The following is a 16,604-nucleotide window of genomic DNA, read 5'->3' as shown; positions in this document are numbered from 1 at the left end:
CCCCAAACAGACTATGGCCGTTAGTCTCTCGCACGCTGACTAGGGGGTATCACCGCTTCTCGCGGAAAATCTCGTCCAGGACAGCGGCAAGGCGTGGTGCGTCGTGCCTGGGAGATCCGTCAGAGGCGCCCACATCGGCCAATATCAGGCGCCCCCCGAGGGCCACCACGGCCTTCTCCAGTTCGCCCGGTTCGGGAACCACGCCCCGATCTGCGACGACGGCGTCGACCAGCAGCGACGGCGCGTGGTCGCGGAGCACCTCAAGATGGTTCTCGGGCGAGAAGCCGTCGGTCTCCCCCGGCTGGGGAGCCAGGTTGAGGATGACCAGCCGCCGGGCGCTCGTGGTCGCCAGCGCCCTGGCCAGCCCGGGAACCTTCAGATGCGGCAACACGCTGGTGAACCAGGACCCGGGCCCGAACACCACCCAGTCGGCCTCGTGGATGGCCCTGACCGCCTCGGGAGACACCGGCGGATCGGATGGAACGAGCGAAATCGCCCGCACCCGACCGGGTGTGAGCGCGCACGCGACCTGCCCCCGGACGGTCGTGACCGCGCCGTCGAGCTCGACCTCGGCCTGGATGTCGAGCGGCACCGAGGCCATCGGCAGCACCCGCCCGTGGGCGCCGAGAAGGCGGCCGACCCATTCGAGCGCCTTGACAGGGTCGTCAAGGAGCTCCCAGAGCGCCACGATCAGCAGGTTGCCGACCGCGTGGCCCCGCAGGTCGCCCTCGCCGTGAAAACGGTGCTGGACGACCCGGGACCAGGTCTGGCCCCACTCGTCGTCGCCGCAGAGCGCGGCCAGCGCCATGCGCAGGTCGCCGGGCGGCAGCACGCCGAGTTCGCGGCGCAACCGGCCGCTGGAGCCGCCGTCGTCGGCGACGGTGACGACCGCCGTGAGGTCGGTGGTGACCCGGCGCAGGGCCGAGAGTGAGGCGTGCAGGCCGTGGCCCCCTCCGAGCGCGACGACCCTCGGTCTCGCGGGGGCGTCGTCACTCACTCGCGACCCACGTCGCGGTGGCTGACCTGGACGTCCATGCCGCGCTCGCGCAACCGTGCGCCGAGCTGCTCGGCCATGGCCACGCTGCGGTGCTTGCCGCCGGTGCAGCCGACGGCGAGGGTGGCGTAGCCCTTGCCCTCGCGGGTGTAACCGGCGGCCACCACGCCGAAGACCTCCTCGTAGCCGTCGAGGAACTCCTTGGCGCCGGGCTGGCTGAGCACATATTCCCTCACCGGGACGTCGAGACCGTTCATCGGCCGCAGTTCCGGCACCCAGTGAGGGTTGGGCAGGAAACGGCAGTCGACCACGAGGTCGGCATCGACCGGAAGGCCGTATTTGTAACCGAACGACACCACGTTGACCTTAAGGCCTGGCCGGTCCTCCCCGCCGAAGAACGAGACGATCTTCTTGCGGAGTTCGTGGACGTTGAGCTTGGAGGTGTCGATCACCAGGTCGGCGTTGGCCCGGACCTCGCGCAGAATGCCCCGCTCGCGGTCGATGCCGTCGACCAGGCGGTTCTCCGCTTGGAGGGGATGGGGCCGGCGCACGTTCTCGAACCGGCGCACCAGCTCGTCGTCGCTGGCCTCCAGGAAGACCACCCGGACCTCGACCCCGCGGCCGTCGAGCTCCTCGATCGCCGCGTTCAGGTCGGTGGTGAACGCCAGCGACCGCACGTCGACGACCGCCGCGACGTGGTCGGCGGCCAGCTTGACCCGCCCGGCCTCCTCGGCCAGCGAGAACAGCAGGCCGGGCGGCAGGTTGTCGATGACGAACCAGCCCAGGTCCTCCAGTGCCTTGGCCGCGGTGCTGCGCCCGGCGCCGGACATGCCGGTGACGATCACGAACCCGGGCTCGCCGGTGGTGTTCTCGCTCATGCGCTCTCCCCCTTCAACGCCGCGACGATCGCCTCGGCCGTCGCCGGCCCGATGCCGGGAACCTCGCATATCTCGGCGGCCGTCGCGTCACCAAGGCGTTTCACGGAGCCGAAGTGACGGAGAAGAGCCTGCCGCCGGGCGGGACCGAGACCGGGGACCGCGTCCAGAGCGCTCTCTTTGAGCGATCGGGACCTCTTGGCACGATGGTAGGTGATCGCGAAGCGATGCGCTTCGTCACGGAGCCGCTGCAGAAGGTAGAGGGCCTCGCTCGTGCGCGGCAGGATCACCGGCTGGTCGTCTCCCGGCAGCCAGACCTCTTCGAGCCGCTTGGCCAGGCCGCACACCGCCACGTCGTCGATGCCGAGCTCGTCGAGGGCCCGCTGGGCCGCCGCGGCCTGCGCGGGGCCGCCGTCGACGACGACCAGGTTGGGCGGGTAGGCGAACTTGCGCGGGCGGCCGGTCTCGGGGTCGATCGGCTCGCCGGTCGGTTCGCCGCCGAACTCGCCGGTGGCGCTGCGTTCTTCGAGGTAGCGGCGGAACCGCCGGGTGATGACCTCGTGGATGGACGCGACGTCGCCTTCGGTGGATTTGATCTGGAACCGCCGGTATTCGCTCTTGCGGGCCAGCCCGTCTTCGAAGACGACCATCGAGGCGACCACGTTGGTGCCCTGGATGTGGGAGACGTCGTAGCACTCGACGCGCAGCGGCGCCTGGTCGAGGTCGAGCCCGTCGGCGAGCTCCTGGAGGGCCTTGCTGCGGCTGGTGAGGTCGCTGGAGCGGCGCAGTTTGTGCTGGGTGAGCGCCTCTTTCGCGTTGCGCTCGACGGTCTCCATGAGCGCCTTCTTGTCGCCGCGCCGCGGCACCCTGACCTGGACGCGGGCGCCCTTCGCCTCGGAGAGCAGCTCGACCACGGCGTCGAGGTCGGGCGGGTCGGCCGGGACGAGGATCTCGCGCGGGATCTCGGCCTCGGAGTACATCCGGATGAGGAAGTGTTCGACCAGGTCGCCGGGCGAGGACTCCTCGACCTTGTCGACGACCCAGCCGCGCTGGCCGCGGATGCGCCCCCCGCGCACGTAGAAGACCTGGACGGCGGCTTCGAGGTCGTCTTCGGCCAGGGCCACGACGTCGGCGTCGGTCGCGTCGCCGAGCACCACGGCCTGCTTCTCCAGCGCCTTCTGGAGGGCCTGGACGTCGTCGCGCAGGCGGGCGGCGCGTTCGTACTCCTCCACCGCCGCCGCCTCGCGCATCTCCTGTTCGATGCGCCTGATGAAGCGGCTGGTGTTGCCGGCCATGAAGTCGCAGAAGTCTTCGGCCAGGTCGCGGTGCTGCTCGGGAGTGACCCGGCCGACGCAGGGCGCCGAGCACTTGTCGATGTAGCCGAGCAGGCAGGGCCGCCCGATCTGACCGGCCCGCTTGAACACCCCCGCCGAGCAGGTGCGGACCGGGAAGACCCGCAGCAGCAGGTCGACGGTCTCGCGGATGGCCCACGCGTGGCTGTAGGGCCCGAAGTAGCGGGTGCCCTTGCGCTTGGCTCCCCGCATCACCTGGACGCGGGGGAACTCGTCGGACATCGTCACCGCGAGGTAGGGATAGGACTTGTCGTCGCGGTATTTGACGTTGAAGTGGGGGTCGAACTCCTTGATCCAGGAGTATTCGAGCTGGAGGGCCTCGACCTCGGTGCCGACGACGGTCCAGTCGACGCGGGCCGCGGTGGTCAGCATCGACTGCGTGCGGAAGTGGAGGCTCGCGAAGTCGGCGAAGTAGGAGTTCAGCCGTTGCCGCAGGCTCTTCGCCTTGCCCACGTAGATCACCCGGCCGGAGGGATCCCTGAAACGGTAGACGCCGGGGGACTCGGGGATCGATCCGGGTGCGGGCCGATAGGTTGCCGGATCAGCCACCCTCAAAGACTATCCGCCCCCGCTGACATTCCGATTCCATGATCGAGGACATCACGGGAGCGTCTCCACCATCTGCGGCATCGCCGCCACGAACCCGGCGAGACAGCCGATGGCGGTCACGACGGCGTAGGGCCGCCAGCCCGTCATCCGCTCCCCCAGGTGCCGCGCCAGCGCCAGATGGCACATCAGCACGACGACCGGCACGAACCGGGCGAACTCATAACGCCCCGCCCACGCGGCCACGCCGACGACACCGGTCCCGAGGGCGGCGATGATCAGCAGTTCCCTGCCGAGCCGCCAGCGCACGCCGTAGAGGAGGGCGGGAACGCCGAGCAGCGCGAGGCCGTACCGGAGATGGGGGTCCTCCAGCAGCGGCGCGTGCACTTCCGAGAACTCCGGCGAATCGGCCAGCACCCCGGTCACGTCGGGATAGGGCCACGCGAGCGCCAGCGCGATCGCCCCCACCCCCGCAGGGACGATCAGCACCAGCCGCCGCCACTGCCACCGCCGGGCCACCAGGATGCCCACCACTCCGAGCATCGTCGCCACGGCCGCGAACGGGTGCACGAGCAGGATCACCGGCGGCAGCAGCACCAGCCCGACGAGCCCGCGCCCGCTCTCCCGGAACCGCACGAACACCGTCCACGTCAGCACCATCAGCGCTAACGCCGGCGTCGACGGAAAGGCGAACGAGAACGACAACGAGGTGAGCCCGGGAAACCCGGTAGCCCCGAACCCGCTGACCCCCCACAGGACGATCGTGAACACCGCCGCCAACGCGGCGACGGAGTCACGCGCGCCGAGCTCCCGCCCGAACGCCCGCAGCGCGACCAGCAGCAACAGGACGTTCAGTATCCCGGCGGCCCCGAGAACGGTCTCGGGCCCCGCACCGGAGACCCGGGCGAGAAGAGCCAGCCCGAGCACGTAGGGCGTCGGCGTCCACCCCCCGGCGGGCGGCTCGTCGAGCATCGCCCGCAGGGTGGCGACGTGGAGGTCCCAATCGGCCAGCCAGGCATGCCGGAAGGCGACGAGCACCCCCCACCCCAGCACGGCCCCCGCGGCCAGTACGAACCACCCCGGCCGACCGGCCCGCGCGAACCCCCACACCACTCCATGATCATCAACCGACCGTCAACCGAGCACCTCCGACACCCCAAGCCACACCCTCGGCAGCCGGCCCCCTCCGCCCGGGCCGCGCGTGCGAAGCACGCGCCATAATCACGCCAGGACGATGTTGTCCCCGCTCACCGTGATCTGCTTCTCCTCCAGCGGCGACGGCGCGGGGCCGCCCGCCACCGACCCGTCGGAGATCTTGAACTTGCTCCCGTGGCACGGGCAGTTGATCGTCCCGCCCGAGATGCTGGCCACCGTGCACCCCGCATGCGTGCAGACCGCCGTGAAGCACTTGAAGTTGCCCGGCGTCGGCTGGGTGATGACGACCTTCTCGGCCTCGAAGATCTTGCCGCCGCCCTCGGGGATGTCGGCCGTCTTGGCGAAGGCGTCGGCGGCCTGCGCGGGCGGCTCCTCCTCGGCCGGCGGGTCGGCCGGCTCCTCTTCCGGCTCGTCGGCCGGGGGTGCTTCGGCCTGGGCGTCGCCGGTGGGAGGCGGGTTGTCGCCCCAGGCCGGCTTCGCCTGGTCGGCGGGCACCGACCCCGGCGGCTCGGCGCTGGTGGCCGTGCCGGAGGAGTAGCCGGTGCACGCCGTCAGGGCGGCGGCCAGCCCGGCGCCGCCCACCGCGAAGACCAGGCCCCGCCGCGTCAGCGCGCTCGTGACCTGTTCCTGCTCAGAGGTGCCGTCAACGTTCATTTCCATCCTCCGCTGGGGGACTTCCCGATCATTGGTAGGTACGGGCCCAACCCCGTTCGTGGTTCAGCCTGGCCTACCGGATCCCACCGGAATATGAAGAAATGCACTTACAGGTCGAGGATCTTTCGCAGGAACGACCCGGTGTGGCTGCCGTCGACGAGCGCGACGTCTTCGGGGGTGCCGGTCGCGACCACCCGGCCGCCGCCCGAGCCCCCTTCGGGGCCCATGTCGATCACCCAGTCGGCCGTCTTGATCACGTCGAGGTTGTGCTCGATCACGATGACCGTGTTCCCGGCGTCGACCAGCCGCTCCAACACGCCCAGCAGGCGCCGGATGTCCTCGAAGTGGAGACCGGTGGTCGGCTCGTCGAGCACGTAGATCGTGCGGCCGGTCGACCGCCGCTGCAGCTCGGAGGCGAGCTTGACGCGCTGGGCCTCGCCGCCCGACAGGGTGGTGGCGGGCTGCCCGAGGCGGACGTAGCCGAGGCCGACGTCGTTGAGGGTCCGCAGGTGACGGCTGATCGCCGGGATGGCCTCGAAGAAGTCGAGCGCCTCCTCGATCGGCATGTCGAGGATCTCGGCGATCGTCTTGCCCTTGTAGTGGACCTCCAGCGTCTCCCGGTTGTAGCGGGCGCCGTGGCAGACCTCGCACGGGACGTAGACGTCGGGCAGGAAGTTCATCTCGATCTTGATGGTGCCGTCGCCGGCGCACGCCTCGCAGCGCCCGCCCTTGACGTTGAAGCTGAACCGGCCCTGCTGGTAGCCCCGGATCTTGGCCTCGGTCGTCTGCGCGAACAACTTCCGGACGTGGTCGAACACCCCGGTGTAGGTCGCCGGGTTGGAGCGCGGGGTGCGCCCGATCGGCGACTGGTCGACGTGGACGACCTTGTCGAGCTGGTCGACCCCGTTCACCCGGGAGTGCCGCCCCGGCACGGTCTTCGCGCCGTGGAGCTCCTTGGCCAGCGCGTTGTAGAGGATGTCGTTGACCAGCGTCGACTTGCCCGATCCCGACACCCCGGTCACGGCGGTGAAGACGCCGAGCGGGAACTCGACGTCGATGCCGCCGAGGTTGTGCTCCCGGGCGCCCTTCACCACGAGCTGGCGTTTGCGGTCGCGCTTGCGGCGCTTCTTCGGCACCGCGATGGCCCGCCGCCCCGACAGGTAGGCGCCGGTCAGCGACTCCTCACTGGACAGGAGTTCTTCGACGGTGCCCGAGACGACCACCTGGCCGCCGTGTTCACCGGCGCCGGGGCCGATGTCGACCACCCAGTCGGCCGCCGCGATGGTGTCTTCGTCGTGCTCGACGACGATCAGGGTGTTGCCCATGTCGCGCAGCCGGATCAGGGTCTCCAGCAGGCGCATGTTGTCACGCTGGTGGAGGCCGATCGAGGGCTCGTCGAGGACGTAGAGCACTCCGACCAGGCCCGAGCCGATCTGGGTGGCGAGCCTGATGCGCTGGGCCTCGCCGCCGGCGAGGGTGCCGGCGGCCCGGTTGAGTGTCAGGTAGTCGAGGCCGACGTCGAGCAGGAAGCCCAGGCGGGCGTTGATCTCCTTGACCACCCGCTCGGCGATCTGCATGTCGCGCTCGGAGAGCTTGAACCCGGCCAGGAACCTGGCGCACTCGCCGATCGACAGGGCCGCGACCTCGGCGATCGACGACCCGCCGACGGTCACCGCGAGGGAGACCGGCTTGAGGCGGCGGCCCTTGCAGGCCGGGCACGGGATCTCCCGCATGTAGCCCTCGAACTTCTCCCGCACCGCGTCGCTCTCGGACTCGGCGTGGCGGCGCTGGATCCACGGGATCACGCCGTCGAAGTCGGTGTAGTAGGAGCGCTGGCGCCCGAACCGGTTGCTGTAGCGGATGTGGACCTGTTCGTCGTGGCCGTGGAGCAGGGCGTTCTGCTGGGCGCGGGTCAGCTTCTCCCACGGGGTGTCGAGGTCGAACCCGAGCGCGTTGCCCAGGCCCTCCATCAGCTTCTCGAAGTAGTCGCTGGTGTGGCCGCCCGCCCACGGGGTCAGCGCGCCGTCGCCGAGGGTCTTCTCGGGGTCGGGGACGACCAGCTCGGGGTCGACCTCCATGCGGGTGCCGAGGCCCGTGCACTCGGGGCAGGCCCCGAACGGCGAGTTGAACGAGAACGACCGGGGCTCCAGCTCCTCGAACGACAGGTCGTCGTAGGGGCAGTAGAGGTGCTCGGAGTAGAAGCGCTCCCGGTTGGGGTCGTCGGCCTCCAGGTCGACGAAGTCGAGGGTGATCGTGCCGCCGGACAACTGCAGCGCGGTCTCGACCGAGTCGGTCAGGCGCCGGCGGGCCGACTCCTTGACCGCCAGCCGGTCGACGATCACCTCGATGTCGTGCTTCTCGTACTTCTTGAGGGTCGGCGGCTCTTCGAGGCGGATGATCGTGCCGTCGACGCGGGCGCGGGCGTAGCCCTTGGTCTGGAGCTCGCGGAACAACTCGGCGTATTCGCCCTTGCGGCCCCGGATGACCGGCGCGAGCACCTGGAAGCGGGTGCCCTCCTCCAGTTCGAGGACGCGGTCGACGATCTGCTGCGGGGTCTGCCGGGCGATCGGCCGCCCGCAGGTCGGGCAGTGGGGCTTGCCGATGCGGGCCCACAGGAGCCGCAGGTAGTCGTAGACCTCGGTGATCGTGCCGACAGTCGAGCGCGGGTTGCGGCTGGTCGACTTCTGGTCGATCGAGACCGCCGGGGACAGGCCCTCGATGAAGTCGACGTCGGGCTTGTCCATCTGGCCGAGGAACTGCCGGGCATAGGCCGACAGCGACTCGACATAGCGCCGCTGGCCCTCGGCGAAGATCGTGTCGAAGGCCAGGCTCGATTTGCCTGAGCCGCTCAGCCCGGTGAAGACGATCAGGGCGTCTCGGGGGAGATCGAGAGAGACGTCCTTCAGATTGTGTTCGCGTGCGCCACGCACGACGAGACGGTCAGCCACAGCGTTCCCGATGGTCGTTGGGGTCTACAGGTGTGCGTCGGGCAGGCTATCCGCCGCCACCGACAAAAACCGGCCCGGCCGGTCTCCCCCTGCTCATCCAGAGTATGCAGCCGGTCAAACCTGTTGTCCCGTGGACGAGGATGAAGCCATGTCCCTCCTTCACGACTACCGGGCGGAGCTCCAGGCCGCCGACGCCCGGCTGATCGCCACCGTGGCCGCCCTGTCCGACGACGAGATGCGCGCCCCCTCGGCCCTGCCCGGCTGGACCCGCGGCCACGTGGTCACCCACGTCGCCCGCAACGCCGACTCCCTCGTCAACCTGCTCACCTGGGCCCGTACGGGCGTGGTCACCCCGCAGTACCGCGACGCCGCCGAACGCGACGCCGGCATCGAGGCGGGCTACGCCAGGCCGGCCAAGGAGCAGCTCGCCGACCTGGAGGAGAGCACCGCCCGCTTCGCCGCCGCCGCCGACGCGATCCCCGGCGACCGCTGGAACGCCCTGATCAGCGGCACCCGCCCGCCCGAGCACCCCGCCTGGTACATCGTCATGCGCCGCCTGCGCGAGGTCGAGATCCACCACGGCGACCTCGGCACGGCCTACACCTGGCGCGACTGGCCCGACCGCTACGTCCACTGGGAGTGGCGCGACTCCCCCGGGCTGGCGGGCGAGCCGACGTACCGGAGCCTGACCGCGACCGACACCGGCGAGACGATCAGCGGGGCCGACGGCCCCGACCTGCGGGCCACCAAGCGGGAGCTCGTCGCCTGGCTGACCGGCCGCCACGCCCCCGACGGCTTCCCGGCTCCCCCGCCCTGGATGGTCCGATCGGCCCCCGACGGCCTAGCGTGATCTCATGACCTATACGGGAGACGTGTCCAAGGGCGGCCCGGCCGACGTCCGGGAACTGGAGAAGATCACCATCGCCAAGATGGAGGTCGGCGACTTCGGCAACAACGCCTACCTGATCCGCTGCCGCGAGACCGGCGACGGCATGCTGATCGACGCCGCCGCCGAGCCCGGCAGGATCCTGGAGCTGATCGGCAGGCAGCCGATCAGCGTGATCGTGACCACCCACCAGCACGGCGACCACTGGGGCGCCCTGGAGGAGGTCGTCAGGGCGACCGGCGCGACCGTGGTGGCGGGCCGTGACGACGCCGCGGCGCTGCCGGTCGAGGCCCGGCCCGTCGACGGCGGCGACCGGGTGACGGTCGGGGTGACCGACCTGGAGGTGATCCACCTGCGCGGCCACACGCCGGGCTCGATCGCCCTCTACTACCCGGGTCACCTCTTCACCGGAGACTCGCTGTTCCCGGGCGGCGTGGGCAACACCTGGAAGGACCCGGAGCGGTTCACCCAGCTCTACACCGACGTCGTGGAGCGGATCTTCGACCGCTTCGACGACGAGACGTGGGTCTATCCCGGCCACGGCAAGGACACCACGCTCGGGGCCGAGCGCCCCGCGCTGCCCGAGTGGAAGGCGCGCGGCTGGTAGGTCAGCGCGCGCCCAGCACCCTGGCGATGAGCGTGGCGGCGGCGTCGGGCTCCTCGGCGCTCTCCACCACCTCGCCCCACGACCACCGGTAGAACCAGCCGCCCTGCAGCGAGACGCAGTCGACGGTCTCGTTGAGCAGGGCGGCCTCGGGGTCGCTCACCTTCAGCGACGGCGGGTCGGCCCGCAGGGTGACGTCGAAGCCGCGCTGTTCGAGTTCACGCGCGAGCTTGCCGAGGAAGTAGGACCGGGTCAGCTCACGCGGGGCGGTCGCCATATGCCCATTGAACAACGGCGGGTCCGCCCCGGGACAGCCGCCCCGTCACGAGTCGGCGGCGCGGCGTTCCTTGCGCTGGGCCCGCTTGAACATCAGCACCCGCAGCGGGATCGCCGACACGATCGCGATCTGCATGATCGCGCCGACCTGGATGAGCTGGTCGCCGCCGGGCAGCCCGGCCGCCCAGATCGTGAGGCAGGCCACGTTGATCATCATCCAGCCGAGCACGACGGCCGCCAGGTTGCCCTTGGGCTTGGGGTACTCGATCCGGCTGATCATCAGGTAGGACGTGGCGAAGATGCCGAGGATCGTCCAGATCGTCGGCTGGAACAGCAACACGATCGAGACGATCGTCATGGCGCCCATGGGGATGGGCAGGCCCATGAAGTCGCCGCTCTTGGTCTTCACGCAGGCGAACCGGGCGAGCCGGGTCACCCCGGCGAGCAGCACCGACGCCGCGGCGGCCAGCACGAGCCACAGGGGCAGCGGGGCGTTGAACCCGCCCCATATGACGATCATGAACGCCGGCGCGAAGCCGAAGCTGATCACGTCGGCGAGGTTGTCGAGCTCGGCGCCCATCGCCGAGGCCCGGAACCGGCGGGCCACCAGCCCGTCGAACAGGTCGCAGGTCGCCCCGACGAGCAGCAGCACGACGGCGGTCCCGAAGAACCTCGGGTCGGGCTCGAAGCTGCCCCGGGTCATTTTGAGCTGGTCGATCGCGCTGTACGCCAGCACGACCACCGACAGGAACCCCGACAACGCGTTGCCCAGGGAGAGCAGGTCGGCGGCCGACAGGCGGAACGCCTTGCCGACCGGCCCTATCGGTTCTTCCTCTTCTTCGACGGACCAGCTTCCGGCCCTGATATCAGGCGCGGTCAATGCGGGTCACCCCAGCCACGGTCTTGTCGCCGACGGTCACGGCGGGCTCGACGCCCTCGGGCAGGTAGAGGTCGACCCGGGAGCCCAGCCGGATCAGCCCGACGCGGTCGCCCTGGGCGACCTTCGCGCCGGCCTGCAGATAGGGGACGATTCGGCGCGCGACGGCCCCGGCGATCTGGACCATCTCGATGTCGCCGAGCGCGGTGTCGAAGTGCCACACCACACGTTCGTTCTTGTCGCTGTCCTTGTTGAACGCCGGCACGAAGCCCCCCGCGACGTGCTCGACCGAGACGACGGTCCCGGCGGCGGGGGCGCGGTTGACGTGGACGTTCAGCGGGCTCATGAAGATGGCGACGCGGGTGCGGCCATCGGGCCAGGGGTCGACGCTCTGCACGACGCCGTCGGCGGGCGAGAGCAGCCGCCCGGCGCCGGGCGAACGGTCAGGATCACGGAAGAACCAGAGCATCCCTCCCGTGAGGGCCGTCAGCGGCACCGCCGCGAGAGCCCACTTGGGAGACCGAGCGGTCAGGGCCGCGGTCACGGCCGCCGCGGCCGCTGTCGGAGCCAGCCACGGCGACACACCGCGCGCGAGCCGTACGCGCGGGCGAGGACTTTCCATTTCGTTCGACACTAGGAGCCTTTGTACTCTTTTGCGACTAGAGGACGGATTTGCGACTTAAGCAGTTATGTTACCGATGCCACAGTCCCTAACCGTCCTCTTTCGCGTCAAGCGCGGCACCCCAGTGGGGTTTTGGTGGCTTAGTGGCGCTCCGCCTGCTCGGGGGCGGCGTCCTTCTCGACGGCCGGGGTGCGGCGGGACTTGATGATGCTCGCCACCGTCGTGATCACCATCGTGCCGATGATGACGCTCAGCGAGACCGAGATCGGGATCTTCGGCGCCCAGTCGACCACGTCGTGCATGGCCTCGAGAATCAGCTTCACGCCGATGAAGGCGAGGATGAACGCCAGGCCGTAGCTGAGGTAGACCAGGCGCTGCAGCAGGCCGCCGAGCAGGAAGTAGAGCTGGCGCAGGCCCATCAGGGCGAACGCGTTGGCGGTGAAGACGATGAACGCGTCGGTGGTCAGACCGAAGATCGCGGGGATGGAGTCGAGGGCGAACAGCAGGTCGGTGCTGCCGATGGCGATCATGACGATCAGCATCGGGGTGACCATCTTCTTGCCGTCGACCCGGACGATCATCTTGGAGCCGACGTAGTCGGGGGTGGTGGGGAACGCCCGGCGCGCGTAGCGCAGCAGGATGTTCTCGTCGAAGTCCTCTTCGCTCTTGTTGTGGTCGCGGATCATCGTGTACGCGGTGTAGAGGAGGATCGCGCCGAACACGTAGAAGAGCCAGTGGAAGGAGTTCAGGGCGGCGGCGCCGACGACGATGAAGAACCCGCGCATGACCAGCGCGATGAGGATGCCGATCGTCAGCACCTTGTGCTGGTAGGCCTTCGGCACCGCGAACCTGGACATGATGATGAAGAACACGAACAGGTTGTCGACGCTCAGGCTGTATTCGGTGATGTAACCGGCGAAGAACTCACCCGACTGCTGCGGGCCCGCGAAGATCAGCAGGCCGATGCCGAACAGCACGGCGAGCGCGACGTAGAGACCCACCCAGAAGCCCGCCTGACGGAGCGAGAACTCCTTGGGCTCTCCCCGGTCGACGACCCACAGGTCGATGGCGATGACCACGAGCAGGCCGATGATGACGGCAGCCCAACCCCACACGGGAATGTCCAATTCCTTAATCCCTCCGGCGCGCGACGAAACACACTGCCGGAGGTCTCTCCCGCCCCTGGAAAAGCTCCAGACACGGACCGACGGCCCCGGGTGCTGACACCGTGATGACGGGACCGTCGCGAAGGGATACTCCCCCCCAACGCGAACAGTATAGAGACCAGCCCCAAGGGCTACTGAACCCCAGGGGCAGGTTTCCTGAACGAATTATTCCTCTCAACCCGGAACAAGCCCGGGTGATTCCCCGCTCAGCCGTAGTTCTTCAGGGCCGCCTCGACCGCGTCGGCCTCGTCCGGCAGTGCCCTCCCGCGAGCCGACGCGGCGGTTCTCAGCTCGCCCGCCAGGCGTGCGTCCCCCAGCAGCCGCAGCAGCGCCGACCGCAGTTCCGCGGGGTCACCGGGCGCCACCAGCAGGCCCGCGTCGCCGGTCATGAGCGGCACGCCGCCCACCGCGAAGCCCACGACGGGCACCCCGGCCCGCAGCGCCTCCTGGACGATCAGCGGCTGCCCCTCCCAGCGGCTCGGCACCACCAGGGCGGCCGCCGCCTTCAACAGGGCCGCGACGTCGTCGCGCGGGCCGAGCAGGGTCACCGGCAGGTTCTCGCGGGTCACCCGCTCCCGGAGCGCGTCGCGCAGCGGCCCCTCCCCGGCGACGGCGAAGACCACGTCCGGCGGGTACGGCCCGGCCGCGGCGTCGAGCAGCACCTCCAGCCCCTTCTGCTGGGCCAGCCGCGCCACGGTCAGCAGCACCCTCTTCCCGCCGAACTCGGTGGTGGCGGGCAGGTCGCCCAGCGGCGGCGCGGGCACCACGGCGGGGGCGACGGCCCGGGCGCCGAGCGCGGTCATGCGCTCGCACAGGTCGGGCGAGACGCCGAGGACCATGTCGGCCCGGCGGGCCACGATCCGTTCGAGGGTCGCGTAGACCGCGCCGATCGCGCCCCCGGCGGTGACCGCGTTGTGCAGCGTGACCACGAGCCGGCGCGGCCGGGCCAGCGCGGCCAGGGCGCCGGCGCGCAGGCCGTGGGCGTGTACGACGTCGGCCTCGATCCGGCGCAGGGCGGCCACCGTCCGGGCGTCGTTGACCGGGTGGGGCCGGTCGGAGACGGGGATCTCGGCGAAGGCCTGGGTGAAGCCGAACCGGTGCCGGGTCTCGGCCGGACCGGCGACGACGACCTCGTGCCCCCGGGCCGCGAAGCCGTCGGCGAGGGTGCGGACGTGGCGGCCCACTCCCCCGGCGCTGGTGCCGAGGGTCAGCAGGATCTTCACCGTCTGATCACTTCCTTGAGGTCGTCGCGGTCGATCGCGGCCGCGACCGCGCCGCCGGAACCGGCCGCCACGATCCCGGCCAGGCCCGCCACCAGCACACTGCCCCACAGGCCGGGGGTGCCGAGCAGCCAGACGACGGCGGAACCGGCGACCGCGCCCGTCACACCGCCGGCGACCGCGGCGAGCACGGCCCGGGTGAGCCCTTCCAGGGGGCCGTGGGCACGGCGGACCGCCAGGAGCAGCAGGACGCCCGCGGTGGTCATGCCGATCGTGCTGCCCAGGCCCAGCGCGCCGACCGCCCAGTCGTCGGGCAGGGTCAGCACCAGGGCGACCTGGGCGGCGATCACCACGAGCCACCCGGCGACCTGGTCGCGGGCGGCGGGGCGGCCGTGGCCGCCGGCGTACAGGACACGCGACAGGTGGGCCATCAGGCCGTAGCCGACCAGGCCGGGGGCGAAGGCGACGATGCCCAGGGTGAGCTGGTCGGGCGGCACCTCCGACTTGGTCGTCAGGAACACCTCGGCCACCGGCGCGGCGACCGCGACCAGCGCGCCCGCCGCCAGGCCGGAGACGAGCACCACCGCGCGCGTGGTGCGGGCGGCCAGTTCGGCGAAGCCCCGCCCGTCGCCGGCCTCCCATCGGGCGGAGAGCACGGGGAAGACGCTGGTCGCGATGGGGACGGCGAGCACGGCGTACGGCACCAGATAGACGGCCCAGGCGTAGTTGTAGGCGGCCAGCCGCCCGGTGCCGCCCTGGTTGGCCAGCCTGACCACCACGGCCATCGCGGCCTGCTGCGCCAGCAGCGTGCTCAGTCCGGCCACCGCCAGGCGTCTGACCTGCGGGGCGACCCCGGCGGGGAAGCTCAGCGTCGGACGCCAGCGCAAATTCAGCCGGGCGACCGGCCACAGCACGGTGAGCACGAGGGACGCCACCCCGAGCGTGGTGCCGACCGACAACACGAGTTCGGCCTCGCGGGGCAGCCCGGCGATGTCGACCGTGCCGCCGAGCGGGACGAAGGCCAGGTAGGCCGCGATGACGACGACACTGGAGATCAGCGGGGCCAGGGCGGGCCCGGCGAAGCGCCGGTGGGCCTGCAGCACGCCGTAGAGGACGACCGCCAGACCGTACAGGAGGATCTGGGGCGCGAAGACGACGAGCATGTGGGCGGCGAGCACCACGACGTCACCGCCGTCACACCCGACCATGGCGCCGGGCACGAACAACCACACGATGGGGCCCGCGAACAGCGCGGCCAGCACGCTCAGCGGCACCAGCAGCACGACGACCCAGGTCAGCAGCCCCGACGCGATCCGCCCCGCGGTCTCGCGGTCACCACGCTCGGCCGCGCCCGCCAGCACCGGCACGACCATGCCCGCCAGCGCGCCCCCGACGACGATCTCGAAGATCAGGTTGGGGACCGCGTTCGCGGTGAAGTAGGCCGACGACAGGCAGCCCGTGCCGACCGTCTTGGCGAACACGAGCTGCTTGGCGAAGCCGGTGACCCGCGCCGCGATCGTGATGACGCCGATGAGCAGGGCCGCGCCCGCGACCCCCCGGGTGGTCAAGGGGTGGGCCGGGTGACCTCGGCCGGAGGCGGCACCGGGCGGCGCCCGAGCATGTCGAGCCGGTTCAGCACCGGATTCCCCGCGATGACCTTGGTGAACGACACCTTCTCCGAGGCGGCCGTCAGCGCCGCGACGGTGCCCAGCACGGCCAGCCGCCCCGGACGCCCCAGCTTCTGGGCGGCCGCCAGGCCCAGCAGCGCGCCGAGCGCGTTGGCGCCGGTGTCGCCGAGCATCGCCCGTTCGGCCAGGTCGCCGGGGAGCAGCGCTGCGGCGGCGCCGAGGGGCACGGCCGCCAGCGGCGAGCCGGCGAGCGGCGCGCCGGCCAGCAGGCCGACCTTGATCGCCCGGCCGGGCCGCAGGTCGAACAGGTTGGCCAGGTTGGCCGACCCGGCGATCAGCAGGCCGTCGATGGCGATGTCGGCCACGTTCCGGCGGGTCAGGGCGGCGGCGGCGAGTCCCGTCGCGCCGATCCCGAGGATCTTCACCGCGCCGCTGGTGACCTGCCCCCTGCGCAGCGCCGACAGATGGCCCTTGAAGCCCTTGGAGGCGCTGGTGCCGAACACGTCGTCGTAGGCGCCGAGCGCGCCGCAGGCCACGGAGGTCAGCACGCCGGCGGCCTTCACCCGGACGGGGAGCCCCGGGGTGAGCGCCAGCGCGGCCCCGGCCCCGGCCGCGAACGCCGGGCCTTCGAGCAGCGTGACGGGCTCGCCGCGATGGTTGACGCGGGCCCAGGTCTTCTCGTCGCCGAACGGCTGCTTCTTCGTGAAGGCCGCGTAGGCGGCCCGCGCGGCGGCCGCGCCGAGCGCCGCCCCCGCCAGGGCGAGGAGCAGGGGACGTTGAGTCACGGCGGATCCTTCCGGG

At 70.9% G+C, this 16,604-nt stretch carries 15 protein-coding genes; 2 read left to right on the top strand and 13 right to left on the bottom strand.

What is annotated here, in order from left to right:
• Positions 1-49: 49 nt before the first annotated feature.
• From AW273_RS12845 to uvrA, 6 genes are all read right to left on the bottom strand, one after another.
• Positions 50-997: a gluconeogenesis factor YvcK family protein gene (locus AW273_RS12845; protein WP_062348528.1), complete on the bottom strand. Its 948-nt coding sequence runs from the start codon at positions 995-997 to the stop codon at positions 50-52.
• Positions 994-1,872: an RNase adapter RapZ gene (gene rapZ / locus AW273_RS12840; RefSeq protein ID WP_062348527.1), complete on the bottom strand. Its 879-nt coding sequence runs from the start codon at positions 1,870-1,872 to the stop codon at positions 994-996. Before rapZ ends, AW273_RS12845 begins: the two co-directional genes overlap by 4 nt.
• Positions 1,869-3,770: an excinuclease ABC subunit UvrC gene (gene uvrC, locus AW273_RS12835; RefSeq protein WP_062348526.1), complete on the bottom strand. Its 1,902-nt coding sequence runs from the start codon at positions 3,768-3,770 to the stop codon at positions 1,869-1,871. The genes rapZ and uvrC overlap by 4 nt, the downstream gene beginning before the upstream one ends.
• A 51-nt stretch (positions 3,771-3,821) precedes the next feature.
• A complete protein-coding gene (locus AW273_RS12830; RefSeq protein ID WP_062348525.1) occupies positions 3,822-4,880 on the bottom strand; it encodes a hypothetical protein in 1,059 nt (352 codons plus the stop codon).
• 108 nt (positions 4,881-4,988) lie between these two features.
• Positions 4,989-5,576, bottom strand: a complete 588-nt coding sequence (locus tag AW273_RS12825; protein WP_063909942.1) for a Rieske (2Fe-2S) protein — start codon at positions 5,574-5,576, stop codon at positions 4,989-4,991.
• Between the two features lie 107 nt (positions 5,577-5,683).
• Complete coding sequence (gene uvrA, locus AW273_RS12820; RefSeq protein WP_062348524.1) at positions 5,684-8,524, bottom strand: excinuclease ABC subunit UvrA; 2,841 nt, start codon at positions 8,522-8,524, stop codon at positions 5,684-5,686.
• Between the two features lie 148 nt (positions 8,525-8,672).
• Here uvrA and AW273_RS12815 point away from each other — a divergent pair, with 148 nt between their 5' ends.
• Both AW273_RS12815 and AW273_RS12810 read left to right on the top strand, forming a co-directional pair.
• On the top strand, positions 8,673-9,374 hold the full coding sequence (locus AW273_RS12815) for a maleylpyruvate isomerase N-terminal domain-containing protein (RefSeq protein WP_062348523.1): 702 nt from the start codon (positions 8,673-8,675) through the stop codon (positions 9,372-9,374).
• A gap of 4 nt (positions 9,375-9,378) precedes the next feature.
• Positions 9,379-10,017, top strand: coding sequence for an MBL fold metallo-hydrolase (locus AW273_RS12810; protein WP_062348522.1), 639 nt, complete (start codon positions 9,379-9,381; stop codon positions 10,015-10,017).
• A gap of 1 nt (position 10,018) precedes the next feature.
• On the opposite strand, the gene AW273_RS12805 is transcribed toward AW273_RS12810, so the two are convergent.
• The 7 genes from AW273_RS12805 to AW273_RS37170 all read right to left on the bottom strand — a co-directional run bounded on the left by AW273_RS12805 (position 10,019) and on the right by AW273_RS37170 (position 16,588).
• Entirely contained in the window at positions 10,019-10,291 is a 273-nt protein-coding gene (locus tag AW273_RS12805) for a hypothetical protein (protein WP_062348521.1), read from the bottom strand.
• A 45-nt stretch (positions 10,292-10,336) separates the two neighbouring features.
• Positions 10,337-11,170, bottom strand: coding sequence for a CDP-diacylglycerol--serine O-phosphatidyltransferase (gene pssA, locus AW273_RS12800; protein WP_062348520.1), 834 nt, complete (start codon positions 11,168-11,170; stop codon positions 10,337-10,339).
• Entirely contained in the window at positions 11,157-11,789 is a 633-nt protein-coding gene (locus tag AW273_RS12795) for a phosphatidylserine decarboxylase (protein WP_062348519.1), read from the bottom strand. Before AW273_RS12795 ends, pssA begins: the two co-directional genes overlap by 14 nt.
• Positions 11,790-11,929: 140 nt before the next feature.
• Positions 11,930-12,904 carry a TerC family protein gene (locus tag AW273_RS12790; RefSeq protein ID WP_439648624.1) on the bottom strand — a complete coding sequence of 325 codons (975 nt, stop codon included), beginning with the start codon at positions 12,902-12,904 and terminating at the stop codon, positions 11,930-11,932.
• Positions 12,905-13,161: 257 nt separating this feature from the next.
• Positions 13,162-14,178, bottom strand: coding sequence for a glycosyltransferase family 4 protein (locus AW273_RS38580; protein ID WP_062348517.1), 1,017 nt, complete (start codon positions 14,176-14,178; stop codon positions 13,162-13,164).
• Positions 14,175-15,743 (bottom strand): murein biosynthesis integral membrane protein MurJ, encoded by a 1,569-nt coding sequence (gene murJ, locus AW273_RS38575; RefSeq protein WP_062348516.1) that lies wholly within the window; start codon positions 15,741-15,743, stop codon positions 14,175-14,177. The genes AW273_RS38580 and murJ overlap by 4 nt, the downstream gene beginning before the upstream one ends.
• Positions 15,740-16,588, bottom strand: a complete 849-nt coding sequence (locus AW273_RS37170; protein ID WP_062348515.1) for a hypothetical protein — start codon at positions 16,586-16,588, stop codon at positions 15,740-15,742. Before AW273_RS37170 ends, murJ begins: the two co-directional genes overlap by 4 nt.
• Between the last annotated feature and the right edge of the window lie 16 nt (positions 16,589-16,604).

The organism is Herbidospora yilanensis (genome assembly GCF_001570565.1).
GTDB classification, from domain to species: domain Bacteria; phylum Actinomycetota; class Actinomycetes; order Streptosporangiales; family Streptosporangiaceae; genus Herbidospora; species Herbidospora yilanensis.
This window is presented reverse-complemented; position numbering and strand designations above follow the sequence as displayed.